This is a genomic window from Paenibacillus sp. fava2, assembly GCF_058313675.1.
Genome location: NZ_CM177755.1, coordinates 5,000,817 through 5,026,552 on the forward strand (window position 1 = coordinate 5,000,817; position 25,736 = coordinate 5,026,552).

The following is a 25,736-nucleotide window of genomic DNA, read 5'->3' on the forward strand; positions in this document are numbered from 1 at the left end:
ATAACCACATCGGCTGCGGAATTTGCTGCATACTTTGGCTTCTATATTTTTTTAAGAGCATCTACTGAGTATATTCCGTTTAAGCCTTCCATTTCTGTGTCCGTTAATGCTTCTCCTTTTTCAATCCTGCTTTTAAGGGCAGCAATATCCGAAAAGACGGAAAATGGATTGTTTTTTTGCCGTGATCCGTTAATAACGTAGTCTATATCAAGCAATATCAGTTCCTGCTGCACACCGGTTAATACATTATTTTTAATGGGAAAGCCCGTTTCTATAACGATTCTTCTTTTTGAAACAGCCAGCTTTTTGTGCAGACTGTCCACACCTATGTATGCTAACAGACAAACAATAAACGCTGATCCTGAAATGATTCCTGTTTTGCGGGTGACGCCGTTTAAGATCAGACTGGCAATTATGGTTACTGCACACAAAAAGATCGTCTGGCCTTTTAATTTAAATTTGAAATCGCGGCGCTTATAGATAATATACTGAAGTGATTCTTCCTTCAAAACACATTCTCCTTTAATGGGGTATTTCGTTATAACAAGCTAATTGTATTACATAATGCGAAACTGTCAAATCATTCGAATTGCTTTTCCTGCAAAAATAAAACCCAATAAACCAAAAAGGTTTATCGGGTGTGGGAGTCCACTTCATTCCTTCTACGTATCCTGATCCTTACCCTTTCAAGACACCTTATGCTCAATCCGCAGCTTGTCGGCTACCATGGCAATAAATTCGGAATTCGTCGGCTTGGATTTGGAGATATTAATCGTATAGCCGAATAAGTGGGAGATGCTGTCGATGTTACCACGGGTCCAGGCGACTTCAATCGCATGGCGGATCGCCCGTTCAACACGGGATGGCGTGGTTTTGAACTTCTCTGCAATAGCCGGATATAGTGTTTTGGTAATGGCCCCAAGGATTTCAATATTGTTGTACACCATGGTGATCGCTTCACGCAGATACTGGTAGCCTTTAATATGCGCAGGCACACCAATCTCATGAATAATGGAGGTAATGTTCGCGTCCAGGTTCTTGCCCTTGGAGAGCGGCACTACGTTGGTGCCTGATGAGGCCAACGGACGTGAGCCGACAAAGCCAGCCATATTTGAAGAACTGCTCATGCTGCCCTGTGTACCGACGAGCTGGCGCACACGGTTGGCCAGAACCTCCATGTCAAACGGCTTCAAAATATAATAAGACGCGCCAAGCTGCACAGCTCTTTGAGTGATGTTCTCCTGACCAAATGCAGTCAGCATGATGATCTTCGGCTGCGGGTTAAGATCCATATCACGCAGGCGTTCAAGAACGCCGAGTCCGTCCAGGTGCGGCATGATAATATCGAGGATCAGTACATCCGGAATCTTTCTTGCCCCGCTAAGCATCTGAAGCACTTCTTCTCCATTATAAGCGATGCCTGTAACGGTCATGTCTTCCTGTTCCGTAATGTATTCGGCTAGCAAGTTTGTGAATTCCCTATTATCATCTGCCAACAACACTTCAATATTCTGCACTGGCTGCTTCCTCCTTATTCATATCTGCTATTCTTTACCACATTTTTATCGCACTCCTTAGGTTTTCGACATGCCCTTCAAATATCCTTCTGTCGAAAATTATTTTTCTTTATTTTTTTTCGCCGTTGGATTATAATTAAATATTTTATTTCAACTTTCGATTTATATCGCTGAGCTTCGACAAAAAAATCTTAAGGCTATACCGCCTTAAGATTATATGGGGAAAGATCAGTTTGCCCGGTGACACCGGAATCTTTTAGCATCCACTCGATAAAGCAGCCATAGCCTGACTTCGGATCATTGACAAATACGTGGGTAACTGCACCGATTAATCGGCCGTCCTGTACGATCGGGCTACCGCTCATGCCCTGGACAATACCGCCGGTCTTATCAATTAGACGCGGATCGGTAATACGCAGCACAAGCCCTTTGGTGGCCGGAGTCTGCTGATGAGCGACATGGATAATCTCCACATTGAACCGCTCCACCTGCTGGCCATCAACAACCGTTAGAATCTGCGCCGGGCCTTCCTTCACTTCACTGCTCTTCGCGATCGGAATCGGCTGCTTGTAAAGACTGTGCTCAGGGTTCTTGGTCATTTTACCGAAGATACCGAAATCCGTATTGCTCTGCACATTACCCAGCACCTGGCTTTCCTTGAGAAAAACAGCCCGCTTCTCACCCGGATCGCCATCCTGGCTCTTGGAGATGGAGGTGACCGTGGACTGCACAATGTGCCCGCTGCCGACCACAATTGGGGTTCCGGTATTCATGTCCGTAATGACATGGCCCAGAGCGCCGTACACTCCCTGCTCCGGAGCATAAAAGGTCAGTGTGCCGACACCAGCCGCGGAATCGCGGATGTACAGCCCCAGTCTCCACACCTTGTCATTACGGTCATACGCGGGCTTCAGCCTGGCTGTATGCTCCTTGCCGGCGCGTTTGTACACGATGGTCAAGGTTTCACCTGACTTTCCGGCCCGCTCGACCAGCTTCGCTACCTTGGATACCTCATTGAGCTTCACACCGTCGATGGAAATCATAAGATCTCCGGGTACCAGACCGCTGTTTTCTCCGGGTGAAAGCTTGGACTGCTCAGATACTTCAATTAGATGATGGCCAACAACAAGAACACCTGCCGACTTCACTTTCACCCCGATCGTCTGTCCCCCCGGGATTACCTTGAGCTCCTGATCTGCCGCTTGGACCGCCGGTTTGGCCGGCTGCGGGTCAAGCGGTGAGGCATAACTCTGGACGGGACCTGCTACACCGGATAAGCTGAGAAAGAAGGTGAATAAAAGGCCGGGCATTAACTTCCTGAGGTTCGGCTTCAATGGCTGTCACGCTCCCTTTTGCTTCTTTCGCTTGACGAAAAAGGTGGTCGCCAATTGCGTACCTATAAGATAACCTTGCCCCCAGGCTTTTATTACTGTCAATCATTGTCCCGCCTAGCTTATGGCTGCTTTGCTGGCCTCGGCCAGACTGAGCATTTCCTGGGCGTGATGCAGTGTTTTTTCGGTAATTTCGACGCCGCCCAGCATCCGGGCAAGCTCCATAATCCGCCCGCTCTCGTTAAGAAAATCGACCTCGGTCATGGTCCGGCCGTCCTCAACCTTTTTACGGATCAGGTACTGATGATCGGCCATACAGGCCACCTGCGGCAGATGGGTAATCGAGAACACCTGGCAGGTGGACGACAGCTTGAACAGCTTGTCCGCAATGGACTGGGCCGCGCGTCCGCTTACCCCTGTATCCACTTCATCAAAGACCAGAACAGGAATAGCATCCGTACGGGCAAAAATACTCTTCATCGCCAGCATAATCCGTGACAGCTCACCGCCGGAAGCGATTTTGCCAAGCGGCCGCAGCGGCTCACCCGGGTTCGGCGAGATCATGAACTCCGCACTGTCGATGCCCTGACGGGTCAGCCGGTACCGGCGCTCCTTGTACTCCACGCCGCGCGGGTCCTCCAGAAGATCCAGCTTGACCTGCAGAGATGTCCGCTCCATCTGCAGATCCTTAAGCTCTCCTTCGACCTGGGTAGCAAGGTCTGCCGCACATTGTCTGCGCGCTTCAGTGAGCACCTCTGCGGCTTCCATTAAAGTGGTGAGCAGGCTGTTGCGCTTCACGCTCAGCTTCTCGATGTATTCATCCTTATTCTCCAGCAGGTCCGTTTCCCGGTGTATCTGATCATAATACGCCAGAATCTGTTCCACACTGTCTCCATATTTGCGGCGGAGGCCATTAATCAGATCGAGACGGTTCTCGATCTCCTCCAGCCGCACCGGATTGAATTCAATGTCCTCCCGGTAATCCCGCAGTTGAAAAGCAGCATCCTCCAGCTGGTAATAGGATGACTGCAGCTGCTCCAGTAAAGCCCGCAGCCCCTTTTCGTCATAACGAACCGCATCCTCCAGCCGGGAGATGACTTTGTTGATGGATTCCAGCCCCTGTTTGTCATACAGCAGGTCATATGCACCGGATACCGAATCCATCATTTTCTCGCTGTGGGATAGTTTGACCCGTTCTTCGGCAAGTAATTCATCTTCTCCCGGTTTTAATCGTGCAGAAGAAATTTCCTCAAGCTGAAAGCGGTACAAATCCAGCATTTGATAAGCCTTTTGGCTGGACTCCTGAAGCTCCCGCAATTCCTTCTCCACCTTGGCAAAAGCGGTATACTTCTCCTGATAGTCAGCCTTCAGCGGACCGATTACCGCTTCACCGTAAGTATCCAGCAGCCCAAGATGACGCTCGGCCTTCAGCAGGTTCTGGTGCTCATGCTGGCCGTGAATGTTGACCAGCTGTTCTCCGATTTCCCGCAGCATGCTGAGATTGACCATCTGTCCGTTAACACGTGATGTGCTTTTGCCTGTTGAAGTAATCTCACGCCGGATAATCAGATGCTCTTCAGGCTGGGCGTCAATGCCCAGACGCTCCAGCGTCTCCCATACCGGATGACCGGCTGGCAGGCTGAACAGCGCTTCCATTTCCGCCTTGTCACAGCCGTAACGGATAGAGTCCGCAGAGCCCCGTCCGCCGGCTACAAGCGCAAGCGCATCAATAATAATGGATTTCCCGGCGCCTGTTTCCCCTGTAAGCACATGAAATCCGGGATAAAAATGCACATCTACCGCTTCAACAACGGCCAGATTGCGGATCGATAACGTTTCTAACACTATAACTGCACCTCCGAAAAGATGATTCCCATGAATGGATTGATGCTGCGTCTATTTATTTCAGGAGATATATCCCATGATCTGCGAAATGACATTCTTGCTGTCCTCCGGCAGACGGCAAATGATCAGAATGGTATCATCGCCGGATATCGTACCCATAATCTGCGGCCAGTCAATGTTGTCAATTAACGCAGCCACCGAGTTGGCAGTCCCCGGAAGACATTTCATGACCACCAGGTTGCCCGAGGAATCGATATGGACGAAATTGTCCACCAGTACTCTTTTGAGCTTCTGGGTCGGATTGTAACGCTGGTCCGTCGGCAGGGAATATTTGTATCTCCCGTCATCCATAGGCACCTTAATCAGGAGCAGCTCCTTGATATCACGCGATACAGTTGCCTGTGTGACCTGAAACCCTGCTTCGCGCAGCTCGTCCACCAGCTCATCCTGTGTTTCGATTTCCTTCTGTGTGATAATTTCACGAATCTTGATATGCCTGTGTCCCTTCATAGTGCCTCCTGTATTATAAAAATGAATATTAAGCGGACTCTCCGTCATCCCTGCCAAAAGAAATCACATGGATGGCAGAGGACACCGTGTTGACATACAGCACTCCGCTGCAGTCAGGATAAATCAGCAAATAAGGCAGAAGTGCATCCCGGAGTGCGCTCCCTGTAAACTCCAGCTCCTTGCGGGGCCTGGACAGAATGACCAGGTAATAGGAGCCGTCCTCTTTGGAGGCTATGTAATCAATAAACAGCCGGCTGTACATGGGGGCACCGTCTACATTAAAAGAAAGCGGGATCTTGAGCTTGCCGCCAATCACCTCATATCCTGCTGCCTCCAGCCACTCAATGGACGGGTGGGGAGCAATATCATTGTTGATCGGCACCCGGTCCTTCAGGAAGGAATCCGGCGAGCTCTGCAGCCAGAGATAAATCCGGTATACCAGAAATATCACAACTGCCAATCCAATAAGCGCCACAACGGCTTTGTCAGAGCTTGCCACGCAAATCACCTCGGTGATTTATTCGCCCAGACTGCCGGGAACTCCTGCTATACGTCAGCGCCAGCTGATTATTAGTCTTGTGTAAAATATGACTTTTCAAGCAAAAGAAACTCATCGTTTCTTCGATGAGTTTCCGTTAGCAGACGCAGTAAAGGTCGAAGCCGCTTCTTTAATGACGGTATCAGCCAGCAGCGCGAAGCTGTCAGCCGTATAACGGGGAGCAGACAGTGCTTCTGACTCTGCTGAATCATCCGTCAGCTTCCAGTGTGCCAGAAATTCAATATTTCCTTCACCGCCGGTAATCGGCGAGAAGGTCAGATTTTCAAGCCGGTAACCCAGCTCTTCCGCCATAGTCAGTACATTGACCAGTACTTCCTTATGTACCGCAGGATCACGCACAACGCCTGATTTACCGACCTTTTCCCGGCCAGCCTCGAACTGCGGCTTAATAAGCGCGGCAATATCCGCCGGGCGGCTAAGCAGCGCTTTGAGCGGGGGAAGAATGATTTTGAGCGAGATAAAGGAAACATCAATGCTCGCAAAATCAGGCACAGGACCCAGCAGATCCTGAGGTGTCATGTAACGGAAATTCGTCCGCTCCATTACGCTTACCCGCTCATCATTGCGCAGGCTCCAGTCCAGCTGGTTATAGCCGACATCAATGGCATAGACATGACTTGCCCCATGCTGCAGGGCGCAGTCGGTGAAACCCCCGGTGGAGGAGCCGATGTCCAGCATGACGCGTCCGGTCAGGCTGATCTCAAATTTGCGGAGCGCTTTCTCCAGCTTGAGACCGCCGCGGCTGACATAAGGGTGTACAGCTCCTTTTACTTTCAGGACAGAGCTGCGCAGCACCTTCATGCCCGCTTTCTCGATCCGCTCCTCGTCCGCCAGTACAAGACCGGCCATAATGGCGGCCTTCGCCTTTTCACGGCTTTCATAAAAGCCCTGCTCCACCAGTAATACATCAATCCGTTCTTTAGGGTGTTCCATGTTCATCTCCTGATCGTTCTTGGTCGCCGGCTTCCACTTCCGTTATTCAGGAAGTAGAAGTCGACTTGTACGTATATTTGCTCAGTGCCTTCATCGCTTTGATCCGTGCACACAAGGCTTCAACGGTCAGGCCGGTCTGCTGGCGCTGCTCTTTGACGGAGCCATGCTCAATAAAGATATCCGGCACGCCCATCAGATGCACCCTTGCATCATATATCTCCTGGGATGCAAAGAACTCCAGCACGGCGCTGCCCAGACTGCCCGCTTCGCTTGCCTCCTCCATAACAATCATTGAGGTTCCGGCATTAGCCAGCTCGAGCAGCATTGAGTTGTCAAGCGGCTTCTGGAAGCGTGCATTTACGACTCCAACCTGAATACCTTCACGCTTCAAGAGCTCTGCCGCTTCTTCGGCAACCTGAACCATCGGCCCGCAGGCAAGCACAGCGTAATCGTCGCCGGTACGCAGGCGTTCCCATGAGCCAATCGGAATCGTATGCATCTCCTTGTCCAGAGCCACACCTGTTCCGTCAATCCGCGGATAACGGTAAGCAATCGGTCCGTCATTGTATTCCAGCGCCGTCTTCATCATGTGGCGCAGCTCGTTCTCATCCTTAGGCATCATGATAACCATATTCGGGATATGACGCATAAAAGCGATATCATAGACGCCCTGATGGGTCTCGCCATCCGCACCGACAAAGCCTGCACGGTCAATGGCGAACATCACATTGGCGTTGTGGCGGCAGATGTCATGCAGAATCTGATCATAGGCCCGCTGCATGAAGGTGGAATACACCGCATATACCGGCTTCATTCCTTCCATAGCCAGCGCTGCGCAGAGCGTTGCCGCATGCTGCTCGGCGATGCCGACATCAATCATCCGGTCCGGGAATTCCTTGGCGAACGGGAACAGGCCGGAGCCTCCCGGCATGGCCGGAGTGACCGCGATCAGGCGTTTATCCTCACGGCCCAGCTCAATCAGCGCCTCCCCGAATACCTCAGTGTACATCGGCGGCTTATCGACCGCCTTAAGGGATTGTCCGGATTCAATTTTGTATGGAGAAATGGCATGTGATTTGTAGAAATCGGTCTCAGCCGGTTTGTAGCCTTTGCCTTTGGTGGTCAGCACATGCACCAGCACTGGCCCGTGTACATTGTCCGCCTGATGGAAGGTGTCGATCATCTTCTCAATATCATGACCGTCTACCGGCCCGAGATAGGTGAAGCCAAGCTCCTCGAACAGCACGCCGGGTACCATCATATACTTAAGGCTGTCCTTCAGCTTCTCAGCCGTCTTGGCCAGCTTGCCGCCGATTGCCGGAATTCTCCGCAGCAGCCCTTCCACTTCATCCTTGGCCCGCAGGTAATGGCGGTCTGAACGGATTTTGCTCAGGTAATTGTGCATCGCCCCGACGTTCGGCGCAATGGACATCTCATTATCGTTCAGGATTACCATCAGCTTGCGGCGTTCATGCCCGATATGATTCAGCGCTTCAAAGGCCATCCCGCCGGTCAGCGCACCGTCACCGATCACAGCAATAACCTTGTTGTCCTCGCCCTTGAGGTCACGCGCCATGGCCATACCCATAGCTGCAGACAGAGAGGTGCTGCTGTGTCCGGCTTCCCAGACATCATGCTCGCTCTCCGAGCGCTTCACAAAGCCGCACAGTCCGTCCTTCTTGCGGAGCGTGTCGAAGCGGTCCTGCCGTCCGGTCAGGATTTTGTGGACATAAGCCTGGTGTCCTACATCATATATCATTTTATCCCGGGGACTGTCATAGCAGTAATGCAGCGCCAGCGTAAGCTCCACTACCCCCAGGTTGGATCCCAGATGCCCGCCGGTCACAGTCAGCTTCTCGATCAGAAACGTACGAATCTCCTCTGCAAGGGAGTTCAGCTCTGGCACTGATAAAGATTTGAGTTGCTGCGGATCATTTATATTTGGAAGCAGCACGAGTCTTCCCCGCTTTCCTAGATGTTGTAAAATATAAACCCCATTATAACACAAACGAAACGGCTGTCGAAATACAGCCGCTTCGGAATTTTCTTTAATGGTCTCTGGACATCAGATAAGATGCAATTTCCAGCAGGCGTGAATCGTCCTTGAAGCCCCCGCCGAGCACAGCGCTGCGGGCAGCTTCCGTCAGCCGCTCCACTTCAGCGCGTGAGGCCTCCAGCCCGATGAAGAACGGGTAAGTCACCTTTTGCTGCTTGATGTCGCTGCCCGTCTTCTTGCCGAGCTTGCCTTCGTCGCCGACCAGGTCAAGGATATCATCCTGCACCTGGAAAGCCAGGCCGATCTGTGTGCCGAATTCACGCAGCGCTTCAAGCTGCGCAGGGTCTGCACCGGCGATCCGTCCGCCGGCCAGCACGGAGAATACGATCAGATCGCCGGTCTTGTGGCGGTGGATATACTGTAGCTGCTCCAGACTGGTGAGCCCCTGCTCGCCTTCCATATCGGCTACCTGTCCGCCGACCATACCGCGCGGACCGGCCATTTCGGCCAGCTCCTCGACAATGGAGAGCACCTGCTCTGCAGGCACGCCATAACGGCGGGAAGCCTGGACCACGCTGTAAAACGCATGGGTCAGCAGCGCATCACCGGCCAGAATAGCCGTTGCTTCGCCGAATACTTTATGACTCGTGAGCTTGCCACGCCGGTAATCATCATTATCCATCGCCGGAAGATCATCATGAATCAGCGAATAGGTATGCACCATCTCAATGGCTGCTGCTACCGGCAGCGCCGCTTCCCGTCTGCCGCCAAGCGCTTCGCAGGCTGCGACAACCAGCAGCGGACGCAGGCGCTTGCCTCCGGCCTGCAATGAATAGTTCATCGCATCCTTCAAATTGCCCGGGACGGCCCAGCCTTGCGGGAGGGTAGTCTCCAGCTCCTGCAGGACCGCTTCCGTTACTCCTCCGATATATTCCGGGAGCGGCTGGCGCTCCCCGCCTGCAGCATTCATTTCCGCGTTATGCTCAGACCTGCTCATCGCTGTCCCCTTCCAGCCGGGCGCCGAAAGGCTTCTTGCGCAGCTCCCCGTCCATCTCGGTAATCATTTCGATCTTGCGCTCCACCTGCTCCAGCTTGCTTCCGCACAGCTGTGACAGCTTCATGCCCTGCTGAAACAGGTCAATGGCCTTCTCCAGGGGAACGTCGCCGTGCTCAAGCTCACGGACGATTGCCTCCAGCTGCTCCATTGCCCCTTCAAAATCCAGTTCCGCTTCCTTTGTCATCGTCTTTGCCATCCTCCTTCATTCCCCAGACCTGGCAGCTAAGCTGTCCGTCATTCAGCTTTATGTTGACCACATCGCCGAGCTCAACTTCCTTTAGCGATTTGATTAAATGCTCTTCCTTCTCGTCATAGACGAGGCTGTATCCGCGCGACATGACCTTCAGCGGGCTGAGCGCGTCGAGTGAGCGCAGCTCCGAGACGTAACGCGCACGCTTGTCCCGCAGGCGCGCCTGCATCGCCCCCGCCAATTGGCGGGTGATGCCCTCGGTGCGCTGCCGGGCCGCATTCACGCTGGCCTGCGGGTGGAACCGCTGCAGCCTTGCACGCACCACCGCCTGGCGCTCCTGCGCCCGGCGGTGCCGGGTCTCGGCTGCGCGGCTAAGCGCCGCGCGCAGCATGTCCAGCCGCTGCGCGTGCTGGGCCAGCTGGCGGCGGGGGCCGACCAGCGCCAGCGAGCGCTGCAGCGAGGCCAGGCGCTCGCCGCCGCGCTGGGAGCGGCGCAGCAGGCCCTGGCGCAGCCGCAGCTGTGCCGTGCGCAGCTGCGAGGCGAGCTCGGCGGCATGCGGCACAGCCAGCTCAGCCGCCGCTGTAGGGGTCGCCGCCCGCAAATCGGCGGCGAAATCGGCGATCGTGAAGTCGGTCTCATGACCGACTGCCGAGATCACCGGAATGCCGGAGCCGGCAATCGCCCGCGCTACGGCTTCTTCATTGAAGGCCCACAGTTCCTCCAGTGAGCCGCCACCGCGGCCGACGATCAGTACATCGGCCTCGCCCATGGCGTTCAGGTTCTGGATCGCCTTCACGATGGAAGGCCCAGCCCCTTTGCCCTGCACCAGCACGGGATACAGCACCACCGCTACCTGCGGAAAGCGCCGCTGCAGCGTGATGATAATATCCCGTACAGCCGCCCCGGTCGGTGAGGTGACAACCCCCACGACGCGTGGGAAGCGCGGCAGCGGGCGCTTGCGTTCCGCCGCAAACAGCCCTTCCTGCTCCAGCTTCCGCTTGAGCTGCTCGTAAGCCATGTACAGGCTGCCGATGCCGTCGGGCTGCATATGGGTTGCGTAGAACTGGTATTGCCCATCCCGTTCATACACTGTTACATTGCCTCTGGCGATAACCTTGGTCCCTTCCTTCGGAACAAAGGGCAGGCGCTGGTTATGGGAGGCGAACATGATCGACTTGATCCGGCTGCTCTCATCCTTCAGCGTGAAATACATGTGCCCGCTGCCGTGATGAGTGAAGTTGGAAATTTCCCCGCGCACCCACACATCTGACAGGAGCACATCCGAATCCAGCTTCATGCGGATATATTTGTTAAGATCTTTAATGGATAAGACTTGCCGTTCTGCCGCCATAAGCAGCTCCTATTCCAGGCCGCGGCGGCGTTTGGCCGCAATCAGCGTATTGCTCATCAGCATGGTAATAGTCATCGGGCCTACACCGCCCGGTACAGGTGTAATATATCCGGCAACTTCCTTCGCGCTCTCATAGTCCACATCTCCGGCAAGCTTGCCGTTATCCAGCCGGTTCATGCCGACGTCAATAACCACAGCGCCCGGTTTCACATACGAGCCGTCAATGAAATTCGCCCGGCCGATAGCTACGACCAGAATGTCCGCCTGGCGGCAGATTTCAGCCATGTTCGCCGTACGGGAATGGCACATGGTTACAGTCGCATTCTCGCGCTGCAGCAGCAGGGAGACCGGCTTGCCGACGATATTGCTTCGGCCGATTACGACCGCATGCTTGCCGGAAATTCCGGTTCCCGTCCGCTTGATCAGCTCAATACAACCTGCAGGTGTACAAGGCAGCAGGCTGTCATCACCGATAACCAGATTGCCCACATTGATCGGATGGAAGCCGTCTACATCCTTCTCCACAGCAATGGCGTCAATAACCGCCTTCTCCTCGATATGCTTAGGCAGCGGCAGCTGAACAAGGATACCGTCGATATCATTACGGCTGTTCAGCTCTGCCACCAGGGCAAGCAGCTCTTCCTGGGTTGTAGATGCATCAAGTCTGTGCACTTCCGAGTGGAAGCCAAGCTCGGTGCTGGATTTCTCCTTATTCCGGACGTAGACCTGGGATGCCGGGTCTTCACCGACTAGAACGACAGCAAGACCGGGCTTTACGCCGTGCTCTGCCAGGTCCTTCACCTGCTGTGCGATGTCAATACGAATTTCGTCGGATACCTGTTTACCGCTGATGATTGCTGCTGTCATGTAAGTCTCTCCCCTTTTTATCTGCTCAAGAAGTGTGATTGAACCATGAATGGCTGGTAATGCGGGATACTGCTTGTCTGCTAATCGTATACTGCTTGTCTTCTGCCGGGATATGCCAGCCTTACCGGCCAGTTACCGCTGGTTTGCTTCCCTGGTGCCTGCCGGGTACTTCTCCGGCCTTACAGCTCACTTTTCAGCTTGTCAATTTCCTGGATCATTTTGCCGAGTACACCGTTCACGAATTTGCCGGAGTCCTCTGTGCCGAAATGCTTGGCCAGATCGATCGCCTCGTTGACCGCAACCTTGGCGGGCACATCGTCTGCGAAGACCATTTCAAAGGTTGCCAGACGCAGAATTTGGCGGTCTACCCGTGACAAACGGCTCATCTGCCAGCCCTTCAGGTAATGCTCCAGCATATCGTCGATGGCCACTTTATGCTCCCATACGCCGTTCACATGCTGCACGACATACGCCTTCAGCTCTATCTCGTCTGTGATGACATGCTCGCTTTCATTTTCCTCGGATGCCTCAGCAATCAGCATTTCTACCGCTTCTGCACTATCCACATCATTCATTTCCATCTGGTACAGGCTCTGGACAATAATCTCTCTTGCTAAACGTCTCTTCATGTGTTCCTCCTACAATCTTATCTCGCATTTTATATCGTAAAGCATTGTTTCCGTCAACTTATTCATTACCTTTAGAATCACAATTATTATTCTCAGCACAAAACCGTCTGCTTTATCCCTAATTGTACTTCGTACAGTCAAAAACCGGCCGGGGCTGTACCGGGGTGTGTATGCCGGTATCTAATTGTACGAAATACAGTTAAACGGATTGTAGTTAGTGCGGCAACTGCTGTAGCAGCCAAAGTTAAAAACACTACTTGGAATTCTGTCACTTAGTTTGGGGATTTCTTGTATTTTTAAATGCTTAGGTGGAAAAACGTCACTTAATTTGCAGCAAACTCCTTCTAATCGAGATTCCGCCGTGAAATTAAGTGGCATTATCGCATCTAATAACCACCTGATCCCCTCTAGTAACCAAAAAACCGCGCAGCCCTTCACCCGGCAGGCCAGTCAACGCAAACGAAACGGGTTCCAGGCTCCGGGAGAAAGGCTATCGCGGTTCATTTGAAGGGACGCCAGCGTCCGGACAGCCGCTCTACAAGCTCCTGCCAGACGAACAGGGGCGGCTGCGCCGTATCCTTTCTTTTGCCAAGCGTATATCCGATGAACACTACCAGTGCAAAGAACAGCATATCCCAAAAACCGCTAATCAGATAAATCAGGCCAAGCACAATACCGAACGTTACTCCGGCGATTCTGCCCCCGTGACTTCCCCATACTTCTTTCCAGGGCATAAGGGAAACTCACCTCTATTCCACTCGACTTTTGAAGCTTGGAGACTGTGTGAGGTTGGCAATATAGACCGAAACGTCTGCAACCGGAATCCCGGTCGTCTCCTGCACAAAATCATGCACCTGACGCTGAACCTCTGTGGTCAGCAGCGGGAGCGAATGCTCACCGTCCACTACCGCACGGATCATAATCTCAAGTCCTGCCTGTGACACGCGGATACGCGACTTCAGGTCCCGGATCCCTTTAACCTTGCCTGCAGCCTTGAGGCTCAGGTTCTCAATGGTTTCCATCGAAATCTGGATATCCCCGTACTCCGTACGCTGGTCCACCGACGGCTGGGAGGCCCGGTCACGGCGCAGGGAGATGTAGAAGAAACGGATACTGAGCAGGAACAGAATGACTGCCACAGCAATGGCTGCAATATAGGCGGCCGGGCCATCCTGGATCTCGACCGTATCCGGAATTGCGCCGCTCAGGAGGAGAATGGCAATTACAGATAATATTCCGATGCTTAAGCTGTAGATAAACAGCAGAAGCCTGTCCAAAATTTTTGCCACGAGTCTCATAACCTCCTTAAATTAGAGTAAACCCTCGACGGTGCTGTCGGGGGTTTATGGATAAACGGGGGCCCTTATTTCACGCGGTGAACCGCTTCTGTGTCTTCGCTCTTGTCCGTATTCGCGGTAGTTTTGAACTGGACGTCATGTACATGCACGTTCACTTCCACTACAGTCAGACCGGTCATAGTCTCGATGGAACGCTTAACATTGCGCTGAATCTCCCCGGCTACTTCCGGAATACGGTTACCGTACTCAATAATAACGGACACGTCTACGGCTGCCTCACGTTGTCCAACCTCTACCTTTACTCCTTTGGAGAGATTCTTGCGGCCCAGAAGCTCCACAATTCCTCCGGCGAATCCGCCGCTCATGCCGGCAACGCCTCTAACCTCTACGGTAGCCAAACCTGCGATAACCTCGATTACTTCCGGAGCAATCTGGATCTCGCCGATCTCCGTACGTTCGTATTCCGTCGGCAATGTACTCATCTTGGACTTCAACCCTTTCAATAAAAAAGTTGTTCAACATTTATAGCGGAGAGCACGTCTCTTATTAAACATACTATATCATTTGCCGAACTTTATGACAAACAATGAGAAGCCGTCCTAAATTTCATACTCTTCCAGGAACTTGATATCAAAATTCCCGTCAAGGAATACCGGATGCTCCAGCAGCTTCTGGTGGAACGGAATCGTGGTATGTATGCCTTCCACAGCAAATTCGGCCAGCGCCCGCTTCATCTTCGCAACCGCCTCCTGGCGCGTCGGCGCCCAGACGATCAGCTTGGCAATCATGGAATCATAAAACGGCGAGATGGTATAGCCGGGATAAGCCCCGCTGTCCACCCGTACACCCAGTCCGCCCGGAGGCAGGTAAAAGCCGATTTTGCCCGGTGAAGGCATAAAGTTCTTGTCCGGATCTTCGGCGTTAATACGGCACTCAATCGACCAGCCGTTGATCACGATATCTTCCTGGGTAAAGGAGAGCGGATTGCCCTCGGCCACCGAAATCATTTCCTTGATCAGATCCACGCCGGTAACCATCTCCGTTACGGGATGCTCAACCTGGATTCGGGTGTTCATTTCCATGAAATAGAACTGCCCGTCCGGACCCAGCAGAAACTCCAGGGTACCTGCTCCGGAGTAATTCACGGCCTGTGCTGCACGTACAGCGGCCTGCCCCATCGCTTCACGGATTTCCGGTGTCAGCACGGAGCAAGGAGCTTCTTCGACCAGCTTCTGGCGGCGGCGCTGCACAGAGCAGTCCCGTTCGCCCAGGTGGACGACATTCCCGTGATTATCAGCAATAATTTGGATTTCCACGTGCTTCATTCCGGTCAGGAATTTCTCCAGGTAGACGCCGGCGTTGCCGAAGGCTTTTTGGGCTTCCTGCTGGGCAGCAGTAATCTGCTTCACCAGGGACTCCTCGTCTTCAGCGATGCGGATGCCTTTGCCTCCGCCGCCTGCGGTAGCCTTTACGATGATCGGGTAGCCGATATCACGGCCCAGCATAACCGCTTCCTCTACATCCCCTACCAGCCCGTCAGAGCCCGGGATAACCGGAACGCCGGCCAGCTTCATGGTGTCCTTCGCTACAGCCTTGTCCCCCATCCGGGTGATGGCATCAGGGGAAGGGCCAATAAAGGTGATATTGCAGGATTCGCAGATCTCGGCAAAATCAGCATTCTCAGCCAAGAACCCGTATCCGGGATGAATCGCATCGCACTCTGTTAATGTAGCGACGCTCATAATATTGGTAAAGTTCAAATAACTGTCCTTGGACGACATCGGACCGATGCAATAAGCCTCATCTGCCAGCCGGACATGCAGTGAATCCCGGTCAGGCTCTGAATAGACCGCGACGGTGGAAATGCCCATTTCGCGGCAGGCTCTAATGATGCGCACCGCGATTTCACCGCGGTTGGCAATCAGCACTTTTTGAATGTTCATGCGTTTCCTCCCAAAGTTTAACGAGGCCTGTCAGCCCTCTTGTTCTAGTACTGCGGCAGTTACTCCGGCTTTACCAGAAACAGCGGCTGGCCGTATTCTACAAGCTGGCCGTTCTCGGCAAGCACGGATACGATTTCGCCTCTTACTTCCGCTTCCAGCTCATTCATCAGTTTCATCGCTTCAATGATGCAGACAGTGGATTTCTCATTCACACGGTCCCCCACCTTGACAAAGGACGGTGATTCTGGAGAAGCGGCACTATAGAAGGTTCCTACCATTGGAGAAACAATTTTATGTAATGCTCCTTCGGCAGGGGAAGACTGCGGCTGTACGGCAGCCGGGATCTCGCTTGGGGCCGTAGGTGCAACATGCTGCGGGCTGTGCGGCTGCGGTGCTGGCGTAAAGGGATAGACATAAGGAGCCGCCTGGATTGCATTGCCATCAGCTTCAGGTCGATCCGGTTTACGTATAGCCAGCTTCATTCCTTCGCTTTCAATCTCCAGCTCATGTACGGAGGAGGTCTGGTCCAGCAATTTAATCAATTCCTTAATCTCGCTTAACTTGAACATTTAATCGTTCACTCCTTCAGCTTTCTCTCGAAGCCACTTTTCTGTTACGGATAAGTTGGAACGGTTACGCTGTCCTTAAAAGGACGGTACCCGTTTCTGCGAAAAAGATAAGGATAAAGGATAGCGTAAAATAAATCCTTTCTTATCTTTCAAGCAAAAAACGGCCTCACCGTTTCTCTTTTGAAGCATGGCTTCAGGGATAACGCAAATCTGAGGTCGCTTTCATCATGATAACTTTATGTATTATATCACAAACGCTAGAAATGGAAAGAGCCCGGGGCAACCCGAGCTCTTTCGGCATTTTTTGCTTTTTTATACTGGTAATTATTGCTCTGATACGTATTGCACCCGGATTTTGTCCTGGGTAACGCTCAGTTCCTTCATCACCAGATCCACGATGCCAACGGCCTGTTTCACGTCCAGCTTGTCGCTCAGCACAACCACGGTGTAGCTGTTTCCGGTTTCCTCCTTGACGATGGCCTCACCGTATTTCTGCTGGAGCTGGGTCTCGATATCGCTGATTTTGGATTCTTTTTCCTCAAGCTTGCTGAGCTGCTCCTGTGCCACAGCGTTCTCGGCCGGTGTCTTGGTCATGTCGTTAATCTGGGCGATCAGGTCATTGTAGTTCTTCAGGTTCTGCTGTTCGCGTTCAAACAGATAGTTGGTGAACATGCTGCTTGCGGATGCGCTTTGTGCGGCAACTTCCTTCAGAATTTCATCATCGCCTTTGGCTGGCGTGCCTTCAGTGGAAGCTGTAGCGCTGTCTGTAGAGGTATCAGCCGCTGCTTTATCATTGCTTGCCGCAGTCTTCTCACCGGCCGTTTTGTCAGTTACTGCAGCAGTGTCTTCTTTGGAGCTGTCTGTGCTGCTCTTATCCGGTGCAGCCGCTGTTTCGCTGCTGGCTGTGTCAGCAACCGGGTCGGTAACAGCCGCTGCTGCATCTTCAGCTGCAGTGTCTTCTGTTGTAGCGGCAGCCTCGGAACCGGCATCCGTGCTTAGTGCACCTTGCGTATCCACTTCATTGATAACCAGACCGTTGTCGAGCACTGCAGAATCCGTTGTACCTGTGCCGTTATTCGCGCTGTCCACCTGGATGGTGCCTGCTGTTTCCTTGGGAATGGAGGCCCCGGTGTCTTCAGTGAATAAGTAGTAAGCCGACAGCACCACCATCAAGCTGAGCATGGAAACCAACCAAATTGTTTGTCTTTTGCCCTTCATTTTCTTTTCCTCCTAAAAATAATATTGGATTTATTGCTGATTTGCCCGCCTATTCCTGCTTGCGCGGCACAACGGAAATGCGGTAGCTTGGCACATTCAGGCCTTTCTGGATGGCTTCCTCGATCAACCCGCGGACAACCTTGTTCTCGGCGCCCTTGGCTACCACAAGCACGCCGCGCACCTGCGGCTTGATCCGTTTGGTAATGATCGGAGTCTCATCGCCCGACTGGCTGTAGGTGACGATTTCACCATCCCTGGTATATTGCGTGGTATGGCGCTTGCCGCCGCTGGCATCGGTCTCTTCACTCAGCTGCTGTGAATCATTCATATTCCGCTGCACAACAATCTCCTCTGTAGAATCTACAGTAACCATGATGTCCACCGTTCCGACACCGACGATCTTCTCCAGGATTTCCTTGGTGCGCTCCTCCATTGCCTGCTCGATGCTGTCAAAGGCTCCGGAGTTGTTAAGATTCCCCTGCTGCAGGGTGGTCTGCGAGGACTCGACAGCCGGCGGTTCACGCCCCGTATTCTCGCTGTCGAGCTTTTTCACGTTCACAAAGGAGTTGAACAGCATGATTGCCACGCCCAGCAGTCCCAAAATGATCAGCCAGCGGAAGGTATGACTCCTTTTCGGACTGCCGGAGCCTCCGCCTGCCCATTGCTCCAGCTTTTTTAACCAGTTGGCCACTTCTTATCCCCCCTCATCATTAGCGCTGCTTCTTAAGATTTCCCGGTGCCCGCTGTACTGCCGGAGACCCGGATGATGCCGGGCTCCAGATTCCAGTTCGTTTCCAGCAGCTTCTTAATTCCGTCAGCTGCTACATCGGCTGTGCCTGATGCCTCCTGTCCGTCAGCTCCGGCACCGGAAGCATTGCCTGTTGACCCGGCTGTTACTTCCGCCGCTCCGCCGGCGGTGCCCCCGCCAATCTGCACTTGTACAGGCACCACCGGTTCAATCCGGATCGGTTCAGAACCTGAGGGGCTGTCCGTTCCTCCTGTTTCCGCGCCGCCGGCCTGGCCTGCTCCGGCTGACGCCGGCAGGGACACGGTGACTGCGGTAATTACGGGAACCTCCTCACCGCCAAGGCTGGATGCCTTGCTCAGCCCGAGCTTCACCGTCACCTTGATCCCCTGCAGGCCTGTACTTCCGGCGACCTGCTCCTGCATCTGGCCGGCAACTTCCTCTGCAGCCAGCTGCAGGCCCTGCTCCTTGGCCCCTGCGGCCAGCATCCGCCCGTCGGCCAGAATCTGCTCCAGCTCGCCTGCGCCCCGGCCTGCCCCGGAGAGCAGTCCGCCCTGCTGCTCCTGCTGTCCCAGGGCCACGCTCAGCTCCTTTGCGGCATCCCCTTTCAGCAGGGAGACAATCGGGCTGAGCATCGTCAGCAGGACCAGCAGGCTGAGCACCAGCCTGGCGTAGCGCTCCATCGACTTGCCCGGGAGCAGCATTTCTACAAAGGCAGCCATCAGGACTACCAGAATGAGCTCCCGCAGCCAATCGCCTAACCAGCTCATACGCTTAACCCCCTGAACGTTAGTAGGCATCCGCTTTTTTCCGAACCGGTCGAATCGGCAGGCCTCACCTCATCATCACCGTGACATTGCCTGCGGTCAGCATGATCGTCACAGCCAGGAAGAACATCAGGGAGACGGCGGCCAGAGCGGCAAAGACGTAAATCATGCTTTTGCCGATCGTCTGCAGACAGGACACGATTGGCGTCTCGCCGAGCGGCTGCATGACCGCTGCAGCGACATTGTAGATGAGCGCCAGAATCAGAATTTTGATCGCCGGGAAGGCGCACAGGAACAGGATGATGATGACGCCTGAGAGCCCGATAGCATTCTTCACCAGCAGCGAAGCCGAGATGACGGTGTCGGTGGCGTCCGCGAACATTTTGCCGATGACAGGCACGAAATTTCCGGTGATATACTTGGCGGCGCGGATTGTCACACCGTCTGTCACCGAGCTGGTGATGCCTCTGACTGATATAACGCCGAGGAACACCGTCAGCAGTACTCCCAGCAGCCCGGCCCCGACATTGCGCAGCAGATTAGCCAGCTGGGTCAGCTTGTATTTCTCCGACATGGCGCTCACCAGATGCAGCACTGCCGAGAAGAAGAGCAGTGGGAATACAATCGTGTGAATCAGCGTGCCGACCGTATGGATCATGAACACAATCAGCGGATGCGTGACGGAAACAGTGACGATGTTGCCCATCGAAGCGAGAAGCGCGAACAGCAGCGGAATCATCGCCATCATGAAATCAATCATCCGGTCTATTGCATCCTTCGCATAGCCGATCGCTATGTTAAAGCTGTTGACAGCGATGACGAGCACGACCATGTAGCAGAGCATATAAGCGATTTTGCTGACGGCCTTGCGTTCAAAAGCGGTCTGCAGCGTCTCCAGAATCATGCTGAGTACACTGACCATGACGATCGTGACCAGCAGCTTGCCGTTGTAGAGCACCTCATGCCACATGAATTTGCCCAGGCCTGACAGCACGCCTGCAAAGCTTAGACCGTCCTCGCCGGGAAGCAGCATATCCATCAGCGACGGGGTCTGCCCGTCCGGGAAGAACCCGCCGTACTCCCGCATCAGCTGGTCCCAATAAGACTCAACCCCGTCCAGCGGCAGGTTTTCTACCTGACCCTTGACCCACCCGTCTACGGGTGATGCGGTACCGCCTGAAGCCTGCGGCGGAGCGCCGGTTGCCGAAGCAGTTCCCCCGCACCAGAGCAGCAGCAGAAAGGGCAGAAGCAGCAGTATTTTATATTTAGGAGTCTTGAGCACCTGCATGTCCTGCATTCCCGCCTTTCTCCGGCTGCTCCCGCTCCGCATGGTTCAGGCAGGCAGCAGCTTCATCACCGTTTCGATAATAATGCTGATGATCGGCACGGCCAGCACCATGATCAGCACCTTGCCGGCCAGCTCGATCTTGGAGGCGATGGACTCCTGCCCGGCATCTCGCACAATCTGTGCCCCGAACTCCGCGATATAGGAAATTCCGATGATTTTGAACACGGTTTTGATGTAGATCATTTCCATTCCCGAGGACTCCGCCACCCGCTCCAGTGTCCCGAGAATCGTGCCTATCTTGCCGATCAGGAACAGAAAGATCAGAATGCCGGCTGCCGTAGTCAGCAGAAAGGCGAACATCGGCTTTTGTTCCTTCAGCACGAGGATCAGCACCGTCGACAACAGTCCGATTCCTACTACCTGGATAATTTCCATACTGCCTGCCTACTGAAAAAGAAAAATCGTTTTGATTTCCTGAAGCAGTCCGTCCAGCATCCGGATCACCATGAAGAGCACGATGATAAATCCGACGATCGTTACCCAGTGGGCGATATCCTCTTTGCCCATCTGCTTGAGTACCGTATGGATCATGGCAATGATGATGCCGATGCCGGCGATTTGAAAAATCGCGTTGACTTCAATATTCATTCCTGGCACCTCGCTAAAAGATCAAAATGACGATCAGTACTCCAAGCAGCAGACCCAGGCTTTTGCTCATTTTTTCATATTTGCCCTGATCTTCTCTGGCCGCTGTCTCTTCCTGCTTCAATTGCTGCAAAGCCAGTGCAATATGCGTGCTCTGATTCGACCTGTCGCTTGTGCCCAGCGTGCAGCTCAGCTGGCGGAGAATTTCCCGCTCTGCACTCTTCAGCGCAGCGGAACGGAAATGAAGCTCCATCGCCCGCCTGAAAGCCACCTCTGCACTGTGGTCCAGCGGCGGGCTCATCTCCTGGGCAGCGGAGGTAAAAAAGGCCTGCAGCGGCCCCTTCGCCTGCTGCCCGATCCGCCGCAGCGCCTCCGGAAGCGGGGTATAGCCGTACAGAATCTCTGTCTCCAGCCGCTGGAGAGCGGCGATCAGCCCCCTGATGTTCCGCGGCCTGTCTGCATACTGGGCAGCCCGGGTGAACCCGGCCAGCGTGCCGGCCAGCACAACCAGGACGGCACCCAGCAGTTTAAGCACGGCGTTCACCGCCTTGCTGCTCTTCCGGCGTTATGAGCAGCAGCCCGCGCTTCTGCCCGTCCAGAATGCGGAAGGTCAGCCCTGCCTCGGTGCGGTGCAGAATGACGTACCGCTCGAACATCCGGTGCTCAAGCAGTCCCCCCAGGCCCGGACGCCGGGCCAGCTCGGCCACTTCCTTGCCGTGGGCCGTGGCTACCACGGAGATTCCGGCATGCAGCGCTTCTGTCACCGCTTCGGCATCCTCATGGCGCCCGATCTCATCAGCGACCAGCACCTCTGGCGAGAGGGAACGGATCATCATCATCATCCCCTCCGCTTTCGGGCAGCCGTCGAGGATGTCTGTGCGCGGCCCGACATCAAAGGCCGGGATGCCGCGGCGGCTGCCGGCGATTTCCGAGCGCTCGTCCACGATGCCGACCTTAAGGCCCGGGCGGCTGCCGTCCCGTCCGGACTGGCTGCCGGCGGAGATCTGCCTGGCGAGATCACGCAGCAGCGTGGTCTTGCCGTGCTGCGGCGGCGAGAGGATCAGCGTATGCATGATCCGCTGCCGCCCCCGCTCCACCAGGTAGGGCAGCACGCTGTCGGCGATGCCCGGAAGCTCGCGGGCAATCCGGACATTGAAGCCGGTAATGTCGCGCAGGTGCTCAACCCCGCCTCCGCTGAGCACCGTCCGGCCGGAAAGGCCGATCCGGTGTCCGCCGGGAATCGTAATAAAGCCCTTGCGCAGCTCCTCTTCCATCGTATAGAGGGAATGATTGCTGATGAGATCAAGCAGCCGGTGTGTATCCTCCCGGCTTGGCTTGTACGCTTCTGCGGGAAGCTGGGTCAGGCTGCCGTTTTCGCAGAGGAAATGGTATTTGCCGGAGTAGTTAATCTCCAGCGGGCGCCCTTCTCGGACCCTGACCTCCTCCAGCCTCGCCAGAAGATGGGCGGGAAGTCCGCTCAGCAGCGTCCTTACTTTTTCGGGAAACAGGAAAAGCCAGTCATTAGCCATACAATGTACCCCCAAGCTGTCCTCTACTTTTATAGCTTTATTCCATATTTATGCTTGTACCTGAGCTTTATGCCTATCATCTATCATTTTTTTAGAATACCGATTAAGAGAAAAGCCACCCCGCAGCCGATCCAGCCCAGCTTGCCCCAGGACAGCTCCTGCGCCATCCCCGTAAGCCCGACAGCCGTTGTCAGAATGAGAATCGTCGGCCCTACGAGGGCCAGTCCTGAATTGACCGCCAGCGCCTTGTCCACCTGGTTCAGCTTCAGCATAATCAGTGCCGCCGTAATCTCCACACTGCCGGACAGCAGCCGCAAAATCGCCATCCAGCTAACATACTTGTCCAATCTGTTCAGCTCCTTATATTCAAATCTGCTGCAGACCCATCCCGCACTGCCTGAAAACAAGCCATTACCCATGGATATGCGCAAGCTGTCCACTTTAGACAAGCGAAAATAGGCGCAGCCGCACCTGAGATGTGAAAGAAATCATAGAGAAACAATTCATAAAAAAATATCATCAGTGTGATAAAATAAATTTGTTAATCAACAAACGGGAAATAGAAGCTTATGTCATTGGATAGACTAAGAAAAAAAGAGGGGAATTTTAGCATGCAGGTTCGTAATCTCGTAGTACCACTAGTATCAAGCACAGTAGCGAGGCAGGTAAAAGATGTAGCTGTCATCATTCTTTCAGCTTTTCTGGTAGCCAGCGGCCTCCGGCTGTTTCTCATTCCGCATCAGCTGCTGAGCGGCGGGGTGGCCGGAACGGCTTCCATTATCGGTTATCTCACAAATCCCAAGTATATTTCACTGTACTATTTTGCAATCAACTTTCCGATTCTGATCTGGGGCTTTGTGGCCGTAGGCAAAAAATACATATGCTTAAGCATGCTGTCTGTCATCTCCACCACCTGGTTCCTGACCGTCATTCCGGTCATCAAGCTGACCAAGGACCCGATCCTGGCCAGCATTTTCGGCGGAGTCATTATTGCCTGCGGGGTTGGATTTTCGCTTCGTGCAGGGGGCTCTTCCGGAGGATTTGATATTTTGGGCTCGATCATTACCCGCAAACGCGATATTCCGATGGGGACTGTGCTGTTCGTGCTGGACGGTCTGGTCATCCTGAGCCTGGGCTTTTTCAAGAGCTGGGATTCCGCCCTTTATGCCATGCTCTGTATTTTCGTCAAAAGCCGGGTCGTAGATATGATTCATATCCGCCACGTCAAGCTGACCTGCTTCATCGTCACCAAGGAACGCGACAAGATGCTCAGCCGGCTTAACCAGCTGCCCCACGGGGTCACTGTAGTCAATGCGGAGGGCGGATACAGTCATGAAGGCAACACCATGCTGATGACCGTTACGACGCGCTATGAGCTGGCCGAGCTGCGCAAGACCATTCTCGAGACGGACCCGAAATCGTTCGTGAACGTGCTGGAGACGGTAGAGATCGTGGGCCGGTTCAGACGGCTGAGTTAGCTAGACTGATCATGGAAAAAAGCCTGTAATCCCCGGTAACCGGCGGACTACAGGCTCTTTTTTTCAAATCTCCCGGGTATCTTATCATCTGAATCCAGGTAACTCATCAAACAAACGGATTCAGATGATTAAAAAAGGGATGTTCCTCCAGCCCTCGCTGTAGAAACATCCCTGTTCTAATACCTATCTGCGGTCCTTAGGCCCGCCAACGAAGGCCTGCTCTTCAGTATCCAGATTATAGGCGGTGTGAAGCGCCTGAATAATCTGCTGAAGGTTGCCGGATTCAATAACACAGGACACCTTGATTTCGGAGGTGCTGACCATCTTGATGCTGACGCCCTGGCCGGAGATCACTTCAAACATCTGCGCGGCAACGCCAGGATGGCTGACCATTCCTGCACCGACGATCGAGACTTTGACCAGATTGTCTTCCGAGGTTACTTCACGGTAAGGCAGCTCGCTGTGCAGCCCTTCAATAACCTCCTTGGCCCGGGCCAAATCGCCCAGCCCTACTGTAAAGGAAAAGTCGGCTGTGCTGTTCTGAACGCCGCTCTGCACGATGATATCCACATCGACGCCTTCAGCAGCCAGCTTGCCGAATACCTGGGCAAGAACACCCGGCACATCCGGCACTCCCAGAATACTGATCCGCGCCACATTTTTGTCATATGCGATTCCGCTTACTACTACTCCCTGCTCCATGCTTGCTTCCTCCTTAACTACAGTACCTTCATTATGATTAAAGCTTGATCTGACGACCAGCTTCACCTGATATCTTTTGGCATACTCTACCGCCCGGGGGTGGAGTACCGCTGCGCCCAGATTGGCCAGCTCCAGCATCTCGTCATAGGAGATTTCCTTCAGCTTGCGCGCCGTCTTGACGATACGCGGGTCTGTGGAATAGATGCCGTCCACATCGGTATAGATTTCGCACACATCAGCCTTGATTGCAGCTGCCAGTGCAACTGCCGTTGTATCGGAGCCTCCGCGTCCCAGCGTTGTAATCTCGCCGTCCAGCGTCATCCCCTGGAAGCCGGCCACGATCACGATCTGTTCGCGCTCCAGCGACTCCAGCACACGCAGCGGAACAATTTCGTTGATCCGGGCCCGGCCGTGGGTTTCATCTGTGCGGAAGCCTGCCTGCCAGCCTGTATAAGAGACGGCATCTCTGCCGATCCCGTGCAGGGCGATGGACAGCAGCGCAACCGAGATCTGTTCGCCGGTTGTCATTAGCATATCCATTTCGCGCGCCGGCGGCTGCTCATTCAGCGCCTTGGCCTGGTCGATCAGATCATCCGTAGTATCTCCCATAGCGGATACAACCACAACGCAGCGGTGCCCTTCATCCTGCTTATCTGCGATGCGCTTAGCGACCCGTTTCATACGTTCAATGTCGCCGACGGAGCTGCCTCCGAATTTCATGACATAAAGTGACAAAGTTCTATTCACTCCCTATTTCGCTCTATGTAGC

At 53.9% G+C, this 25,736-nt stretch carries 29 protein-coding genes; 1 reads left to right on the plus strand and 28 read right to left on the minus strand.

All coding sequences use genetic code 11. From position 1 onward, the window contains the following. Window positions 1–41: 41 nt before the first annotated feature. The 27 genes from AC4G46_RS22090 to AC4G46_RS22220 all read right to left on the minus strand — a co-directional run bounded on the left by AC4G46_RS22090 (window position 42) and on the right by AC4G46_RS22220 (window position 23,134). On the minus strand, window positions 42–509 hold the full coding sequence (locus tag AC4G46_RS22090; RefSeq protein WP_491124596.1) for a hypothetical protein: 468 nt from the start codon (window positions 507–509) through the stop codon (window positions 42–44). Between the two features lie 177 nt (window positions 510–686). Continuing rightward, window positions 687–1,517 (minus strand): sporulation transcription factor Spo0A, encoded by an 831-nt coding sequence (gene spo0A, locus AC4G46_RS22095; RefSeq protein WP_491124597.1) that lies wholly within the window; start codon window positions 1,515–1,517, stop codon window positions 687–689. A gap of 197 nt (window positions 1,518–1,714) precedes the next feature. Further along, window positions 1,715–2,827 (minus strand): SpoIVB peptidase, encoded by a 1,113-nt coding sequence (gene spoIVB, locus AC4G46_RS22100; protein WP_491124598.1) that lies wholly within the window; start codon window positions 2,825–2,827, stop codon window positions 1,715–1,717. 138 nt (window positions 2,828–2,965) lie between these two features. Beyond that, window positions 2,966–4,693, minus strand: a complete 1,728-nt coding sequence (gene recN, locus AC4G46_RS22105) for a DNA repair protein RecN (RefSeq protein WP_491124599.1) — start codon at window positions 4,691–4,693, stop codon at window positions 2,966–2,968. Window positions 4,694–4,753: 60 nt separating this feature from the next. Beyond that, a complete protein-coding gene (gene ahrC, locus AC4G46_RS22110) occupies window positions 4,754–5,203 on the minus strand; it encodes a transcriptional regulator AhrC/ArgR (RefSeq protein WP_491124600.1) in 450 nt (149 codons plus the stop codon). A gap of 28 nt (window positions 5,204–5,231) precedes the next feature. Continuing rightward, entirely contained in the window at window positions 5,232–5,663 is a 432-nt protein-coding gene (locus tag AC4G46_RS22115; protein WP_491124601.1) for a hypothetical protein, read from the minus strand. A 150-nt stretch (window positions 5,664–5,813) separates the two neighbouring features. After that, a complete protein-coding gene (locus AC4G46_RS22120; RefSeq protein WP_491124602.1) occupies window positions 5,814–6,695 on the minus strand; it encodes a TlyA family RNA methyltransferase in 882 nt (293 codons plus the stop codon). Window positions 6,696–6,741: 46 nt separating this feature from the next. Beyond that, on the minus strand, window positions 6,742–8,649 hold the full coding sequence (gene dxs, locus AC4G46_RS22125; protein ID WP_491124603.1) for a 1-deoxy-D-xylulose-5-phosphate synthase: 1,908 nt from the start codon (window positions 8,647–8,649) through the stop codon (window positions 6,742–6,744). Between the two features lie 94 nt (window positions 8,650–8,743). Beyond that, a complete protein-coding gene (locus AC4G46_RS22130) occupies window positions 8,744–9,661 on the minus strand; it encodes a polyprenyl synthetase family protein (RefSeq protein WP_491128952.1) in 918 nt (305 codons plus the stop codon). Between the two features lie 13 nt (window positions 9,662–9,674). Next, window positions 9,675–9,932, minus strand: a complete 258-nt coding sequence (xseB, locus tag AC4G46_RS22135; protein WP_068722135.1) for an exodeoxyribonuclease VII small subunit — start codon at window positions 9,930–9,932, stop codon at window positions 9,675–9,677. Continuing rightward, the gene (gene xseA, locus AC4G46_RS22140) at window positions 9,904–11,289 is read right to left on the minus strand and encodes an exodeoxyribonuclease VII large subunit (protein ID WP_491124604.1); all 1,386 of its coding nucleotides are present in this window, start codon (window positions 11,287–11,289) and stop codon (window positions 9,904–9,906) included. Before xseA ends, xseB begins: the two co-directional genes overlap by 29 nt. 9 nt (window positions 11,290–11,298) lie before the next feature. Beyond that, window positions 11,299–12,156 carry a bifunctional methylenetetrahydrofolate dehydrogenase/methenyltetrahydrofolate cyclohydrolase FolD gene (gene folD / locus AC4G46_RS22145; protein ID WP_491124605.1) on the minus strand — a complete coding sequence of 286 codons (858 nt, stop codon included), beginning with the start codon at window positions 12,154–12,156 and terminating at the stop codon, window positions 11,299–11,301. A 179-nt stretch (window positions 12,157–12,335) separates the two neighbouring features. Then, window positions 12,336–12,785: a transcription antitermination factor NusB gene (nusB, locus tag AC4G46_RS22150; protein ID WP_491124606.1), complete on the minus strand. Its 450-nt coding sequence runs from the start codon at window positions 12,783–12,785 to the stop codon at window positions 12,336–12,338. Window positions 12,786–13,285: 500 nt separating this feature from the next. Next, a complete protein-coding gene (locus AC4G46_RS22155; protein ID WP_221798290.1) occupies window positions 13,286–13,519 on the minus strand; it encodes a DUF2273 domain-containing protein in 234 nt (77 codons plus the stop codon). Between the two features lie 15 nt (window positions 13,520–13,534). Next, window positions 13,535–14,074 carry an alkaline shock response membrane anchor protein AmaP gene (gene amaP, locus AC4G46_RS22160; RefSeq protein WP_068728600.1) on the minus strand — a complete coding sequence of 180 codons (540 nt, stop codon included), beginning with the start codon at window positions 14,072–14,074 and terminating at the stop codon, window positions 13,535–13,537. Window positions 14,075–14,148: 74 nt separating this feature from the next. Continuing rightward, window positions 14,149–14,565 (minus strand): Asp23/Gls24 family envelope stress response protein, encoded by a 417-nt coding sequence (locus tag AC4G46_RS22165; protein ID WP_068728599.1) that lies wholly within the window; start codon window positions 14,563–14,565, stop codon window positions 14,149–14,151. A 117-nt stretch (window positions 14,566–14,682) separates the two neighbouring features. Continuing rightward, on the minus strand, window positions 14,683–16,026 hold the full coding sequence (gene accC, locus AC4G46_RS22170; protein WP_491124607.1) for an acetyl-CoA carboxylase biotin carboxylase subunit: 1,344 nt from the start codon (window positions 16,024–16,026) through the stop codon (window positions 14,683–14,685). A gap of 59 nt (window positions 16,027–16,085) precedes the next feature. Beyond that, window positions 16,086–16,595, minus strand: coding sequence for an acetyl-CoA carboxylase biotin carboxyl carrier protein (accB, locus tag AC4G46_RS22175; protein WP_090719121.1), 510 nt, complete (start codon window positions 16,593–16,595; stop codon window positions 16,086–16,088). A gap of 324 nt (window positions 16,596–16,919) precedes the next feature. Beyond that, entirely contained in the window at window positions 16,920–17,813 is an 894-nt protein-coding gene (locus tag AC4G46_RS22180) for a SpoIIIAH-like family protein (protein ID WP_491124608.1), read from the minus strand. Window positions 17,814–17,862: 49 nt separating this feature from the next. Continuing rightward, the gene (gene spoIIIAG, locus AC4G46_RS22185; RefSeq protein ID WP_068728596.1) at window positions 17,863–18,504 is read right to left on the minus strand and encodes a stage III sporulation protein AG; all 642 of its coding nucleotides are present in this window, start codon (window positions 18,502–18,504) and stop codon (window positions 17,863–17,865) included. Window positions 18,505–18,536: 32 nt separating this feature from the next. After that, window positions 18,537–19,328 (minus strand): stage III sporulation protein AF, encoded by a 792-nt coding sequence (spoIIIAF, locus tag AC4G46_RS22190; RefSeq protein WP_491124609.1) that lies wholly within the window; start codon window positions 19,326–19,328, stop codon window positions 18,537–18,539. A 64-nt stretch (window positions 19,329–19,392) separates the two neighbouring features. Beyond that, window positions 19,393–20,622, minus strand: coding sequence for a stage III sporulation protein AE (gene spoIIIAE / locus AC4G46_RS22195; protein ID WP_491124610.1), 1,230 nt, complete (start codon window positions 20,620–20,622; stop codon window positions 19,393–19,395). Between the two features lie 36 nt (window positions 20,623–20,658). Then, on the minus strand, window positions 20,659–21,048 hold the full coding sequence (spoIIIAD, locus tag AC4G46_RS22200) for a stage III sporulation protein AD (RefSeq protein ID WP_039875230.1): 390 nt from the start codon (window positions 21,046–21,048) through the stop codon (window positions 20,659–20,661). 9 nt (window positions 21,049–21,057) lie between these two features. After that, window positions 21,058–21,261, minus strand: coding sequence for a stage III sporulation protein AC (gene spoIIIAC / locus AC4G46_RS22205; protein ID WP_020426549.1), 204 nt, complete (start codon window positions 21,259–21,261; stop codon window positions 21,058–21,060). Between the two features lie 13 nt (window positions 21,262–21,274). Then, entirely contained in the window at window positions 21,275–21,793 is a 519-nt protein-coding gene (gene spoIIIAB / locus AC4G46_RS22210; RefSeq protein ID WP_491124611.1) for a stage III sporulation protein SpoIIIAB, read from the minus strand. Then, entirely contained in the window at window positions 21,786–22,787 is a 1,002-nt protein-coding gene (gene spoIIIAA / locus AC4G46_RS22215; RefSeq protein WP_491124612.1) for a stage III sporulation protein AA, read from the minus strand. The genes spoIIIAB and spoIIIAA overlap by 8 nt, the downstream gene beginning before the upstream one ends. Window positions 22,788–22,870: 83 nt before the next feature. After that, entirely contained in the window at window positions 22,871–23,134 is a 264-nt protein-coding gene (locus tag AC4G46_RS22220; RefSeq protein WP_372238272.1) for a YqhV family protein, read from the minus strand. Window positions 23,135–23,398: 264 nt separating this feature from the next. Here AC4G46_RS22220 and AC4G46_RS22225 point away from each other — a divergent pair, with 264 nt between their 5' ends. Then, window positions 23,399–24,265, plus strand: coding sequence for a YitT family protein (locus AC4G46_RS22225; protein WP_491124613.1), 867 nt, complete (start codon window positions 23,399–23,401; stop codon window positions 24,263–24,265). A gap of 183 nt (window positions 24,266–24,448) precedes the next feature. Here the strand turns inward: AC4G46_RS22225 and AC4G46_RS22230 are convergent, their stop codons facing one another. Continuing rightward, the gene (locus tag AC4G46_RS22230; protein ID WP_491124614.1) at window positions 24,449–25,702 is read right to left on the minus strand and encodes an aspartate kinase; all 1,254 of its coding nucleotides are present in this window, start codon (window positions 25,700–25,702) and stop codon (window positions 24,449–24,451) included. Window positions 25,703–25,736 lie beyond the last annotated feature (34 nt).